Source organism: Aerococcus sp. L_32, assembly GCF_050689315.1.
The window spans coordinates 1-3,937 of sequence record NZ_JBOEQF010000196.1 but is presented as its reverse complement, the minus strand read 5'-3'; the positions used below and the strand labels follow the sequence as shown (position 1 = coordinate 3,937).

Sequence of the window (3,937 nt, the reverse complement as noted above, 5' to 3'; positions counted from 1 at the left end):
AATATCGGGGAACAGAACATGGCTTATCGAAATTTACAAACAGGCAAAAGGTTGGATTCTTTTCCAACCTTTTTTTATTGAGATGAAATCATGGTAAAATAGTCTTAAATATAAGACGAAGCCTTACCACCCAAAAGGAGTACAATATGACAAAATATCCACTTATCGCAACAGCTGCCGCAGGGATTGAAGCCCTAGTCGGTAAAGAATTACGTGACATGGGTTACGAGGTCCAAGTAGAAAATGGCCGTGCCCGCTTTGAAGGAAGTCTTGATGACGTAGCCCACACAAATATTAACTTACGGACTGCGGACCGTATCAAAATCGTCATGGGCGATTTCAAAGCCATCACCTTCGACCAATTGTTTGAATCGACTAAGGCCATCCCTTGGGAAGACATTCTACCAATGGACGCAGAATTTCCAGTATCAGGTAAATCAGTCAATTCAAAATTGCATTCTGTTCCTAACGTGCAAAAAATCGTGAAAAAAGCGATTGTTAACCGTCTGAGCGACCACTACCACCGCCGTGGTATGCTACCTGAAACAGGCGCTAAATACCCTATCGAAGTGAGCATCCACAAGGACGAAGCCTTGATAACTATTGATACGTCTGGCACTTCCCTATTTAAGCGTGGTTACCGTACTGAAAAAGGTGGCGCACCACTTAAAGAAAACATGGCTGCAGCTCTTGTTAAATTAACTAACTGGTTCCCTGACAAGCCATTTTACGATCCAACATGCGGTTCAGGTACCCTAACCATTGAAGCAGCATTAATCGGGAAAAATATTGCCCCAGGGATTAACCGCGCCTTCATTTCTGAGGAATGGGATATCTTCAATAACCGCGAATATTCAAAAGCCCGCGAAGCGGCTAAAGCGGCTATCCGTCATGACATTCAATTAGATATCATGGGATCAGATATTGATCACCGGATGATTGAAATCGCAAAAGCCAATGCAGAAGCAGCTGGTGTCGGGGATCAAATTGAATTCAAACAAATGCAATTATCTGACTTCACAACGACGAAAGAATACGGCGTGATCGTAGCCAACCCACCATATGGTGAGCGTTTGAATGACGAAGATTACGTGCATAAGTTATACAAACAAATGGGAGATCTTTACCGTCCAATGAAAACTTGGAGTAAATACATCCTGACGTCTGACTTAGCCTTTGAAGAATACTACGGTGAGAAAGCTACTAAGAAACGTAAATTATACAATGGGGCTATCCGTACTGACCTATTCCAATACTGGGGAGCGCGCAAACCACGTCCTAAAAAAGTAGAGGCAGAATAAGTTATTTACGATCATAATAAAAAAACCAGGTAAACGGCTTTATTCGCCTGCTACCTGGTTTTTTTGTGTCTGTTATTCGAATTTAAAATCAGTTTATGCGATTGACGGTCTGCATTTATCCCTTAATTAGTCCTGCTGGTTGCTTATTCTCTTGGCCTGGTGCATGGCTTGACGGGCTAAGTTATCTGCCCCCCTATTGGCTTGGTCCGGCACCCATTTTAAATTAAACATGGGAAAATGGTCTAGTTGATTTAAAATGGCCTTTAACAAACTTTTATAGGGGTCGCGTTTATGGAATCTCTTATTAACGGCATCAAAGACGATTTTTGAGTCTGTTTGACACAAGATCCACTCATTTTTCAGTCCTTCAGCCTGCAATTTTTCTAACAATAATAGCAGGGCATGGAATTCGGCCTCATGGTTGTCCATTTCCCCACTTAAAGGGTATTTCTCTTGTCGCTGTTGCCCGTCATGGACAATGACCATACCAACGCCTGCTGGCCCAAATTGCCCGTCCACTGACCCGTCTATGGCTATTTTTAACATCCGCTCACCCTTTAATCATCCATTACATCTTCTTACTCAAAACTCGCAAAGTTCTGCATATACTCATAAAACCAATATTGATAAATATCTTGTACGACTTGATTGTCAATGGCAAGTGGGTCGCCATTTTCCATTAATTGGCCAATGGCTTCTACCATATCTTCTGGGTCAATTTGATTTAAATCATCGACAAATGGGTACATGACGGTATATATATCATAAATATTCTCCATCAAATAGGCCACTCGATAGGGTTCGTGGATATAAACTTCTTCCACGTAGGAAACCAAATCTAAGAAGTGACTATTGGTTTCAATTTCAAATAAGTCACTGAGTGAAATAGTCGTCGTCTCATCGTAAACATTAGTTAAAGTAATTTCCTGGTCTGCGTGTGGATGGTGGAAAATATACAGCAAAATATCCGATTGGAAGACAAAATCCCGGTCCCGATTTAAAAGACTTAACAATTTATCGATGGATACCTTGTCGCTCAATTCCAGCAGATGGTTGACCTGCGCCTTCTCAAGGATAGTCAAGGGTTTATCCCTGGCCACTAACTGGTCGAATAACTTTTGTAGGCCTTGTAAGACTTCCACATTACTAGCATCATCGTCTGAAGTCGCCTCAAATTGGGCCAGCTTTTCCATCATTTCTGGCACGATGATAATTTGCATAATGGGTGTCATTTGACCGTGTTGAGGAAGGTTCAATTTGACTTGGCCTTGAATGGCTTTTTGCACAAATTGGTAGAAAGACTTCCAGTCAATTTCTGCCTCGACATCGATTAAATCGGGATTAGCCATAACCCCTTCGCCATAAAATTCTATCAATAATGAGAAAATATCCACCAAATCATTTTCTAATTCTTCTTCATATAAAACGCCGATGATATAATTTCTAAAATCAACGACACTCTTTCTTTTCTTACGGGCAATCAGCAACAATTTAAGCGATTCACTCATTTCGCCCGCTTTAATACGCTGAATCGCTTCTTCAATATCTAATTTAAATGATCGTTCAAAATCATTATCTTGGTTTCTCATTATACGTCCTCTTAAATCTTATTTTCTGTTGGAAATGCAGGCTGTAAACGCCCTTCCTTCTAAGCCCATCTTATCACAATATCATATCCATGAAAATTTTTATCCAATAATTAAAAAAGAAGATGCGACCATAGGACACACCTTCCTTCAACAGTAGTTATTTTTTCAAGATGTCAGTTGACTAGAATTCATTAAAGCGTGCTTCTTTGGCAGCAATTAAATCTGCTTTTGACATGGCCAATTGCTGGTCAATTTCTTCCAAGACCATTTCTTTAATCAATTGTGCTTGAACATCGTGGTCTAAAGCCTTTTTCCCGTAATGCTCTGGGATAATTTGGTCGATAACCTTAAAATCCAGCAAGTCAGGCGCCGTGAATTTCATATATTCAGCAGCTTCAGGTACACGACTCGGGTCTTTCCATAAAATTGTTGCAAACCCTTCTGGCGATAAGACTGAATACATGGCATTCTCCATCATCCATACCTTATTTGAAACAGCTAGGGCTAACGCGCCACCAGACCCACCTTCACCCATTAAAATCGTGATAGTTGGTACAGTTAAGCCAGCCATTGTTTGCATAGATTCAGCAATGGCTTGTCCAATCCCCCGGTCTTCCGCTTCAACGTCACAAAAGGCGCCGGAAGTATTAACAATGGTAATCACCGGACGGTTGAATTTTTCAGCTTGTTCAAACAAACGAATGGCTTTACGGTAACCCTCAGCATGAGGCGACCCAAAGTTACGCTTGATATTTTCTTGAACCGAGTGGCCTTTTTCAGTTCCAACAATTGTAACTGCGCGGCCATTAATTTGTCCGACACCACCAACAATCGCGCCGTCATCACCATAACGACGGTCGCCATGCATCTCATAAAAGACGTCACAGATTTTCTTAGCCAATTCAGCCGTGGTTAATCGGTTGATATCACGTGAAGCTGTTACCACTTCTGCAGGGATTTTTTGCGTAATTTTCGCATTAGGTTGCTCAACGGTTTTTAATAATTGTTTCATACTAACTCTCAAGTCGAGCACCTCCTTTAGCGACC

General features: G+C 41.3%; 4 protein-coding genes. 1 reads left to right on the top strand and 3 read right to left on the bottom strand.

The genetic code is table 11. The features are described from left to right. Positions 1-146 precede the first annotated feature (146 nt). The gene (locus ACRCJ0_RS10265; RefSeq protein ID WP_431390372.1) at positions 147-1,301 is read left to right on the top strand and encodes a THUMP domain-containing class I SAM-dependent RNA methyltransferase; all 1,155 of its coding nucleotides are present in this window, start codon (positions 147-149) and stop codon (positions 1,299-1,301) included. A 126-nt stretch (positions 1,302-1,427) separates the two neighbouring features. Here ACRCJ0_RS10265 and ACRCJ0_RS10260 read toward each other — a convergent pair whose 3' ends face one another. From ACRCJ0_RS10260 to accA, 3 genes are all read right to left on the bottom strand, one after another. Then, positions 1,428-1,847 carry a ribonuclease HI family protein gene (locus ACRCJ0_RS10260; protein ID WP_048728073.1) on the bottom strand — a complete coding sequence of 140 codons (420 nt, stop codon included), beginning with the start codon at positions 1,845-1,847 and terminating at the stop codon, positions 1,428-1,430. 32 nt (positions 1,848-1,879) lie between these two features. Beyond that, on the bottom strand, positions 1,880-2,890 hold the full coding sequence (locus ACRCJ0_RS10255; protein ID WP_048728071.1) for a hypothetical protein: 1,011 nt from the start codon (positions 2,888-2,890) through the stop codon (positions 1,880-1,882). Between the two features lie 181 nt (positions 2,891-3,071). Then, positions 3,072-3,902, bottom strand: a complete 831-nt coding sequence (gene accA / locus ACRCJ0_RS10250) for a carboxyltransferase subunit alpha (protein WP_431390373.1) — start codon at positions 3,900-3,902, stop codon at positions 3,072-3,074. Positions 3,903-3,937 lie beyond the last annotated feature (35 nt).

Bases quoted from the DNA above. Each gene is read 5' to 3' on its own strand.
- ACRCJ0_RS10265 (WP_431390372.1), top strand. From the start codon at position 147: ATGACAAAATATCCACTTATCGCAACAGCTGCCGCAGGGATTGAAGCC.
- ACRCJ0_RS10260 (WP_048728073.1), bottom strand. From the start codon at position 1,847: ATGTTAAAAATAGCCATAGACGGGTCAGTGGACGGGCAATTTGGGCCA.
- ACRCJ0_RS10255 (WP_048728071.1), bottom strand. From the start codon at position 2,890: ATGAGAAACCAAGATAATGATTTTGAACGATCATTTAAATTAGATATT.
- accA (WP_431390373.1), bottom strand. From the start codon at position 3,902: ATGAAACAATTATTAAAAACCGTTGAGCAACCTAATGCGAAAATTACG.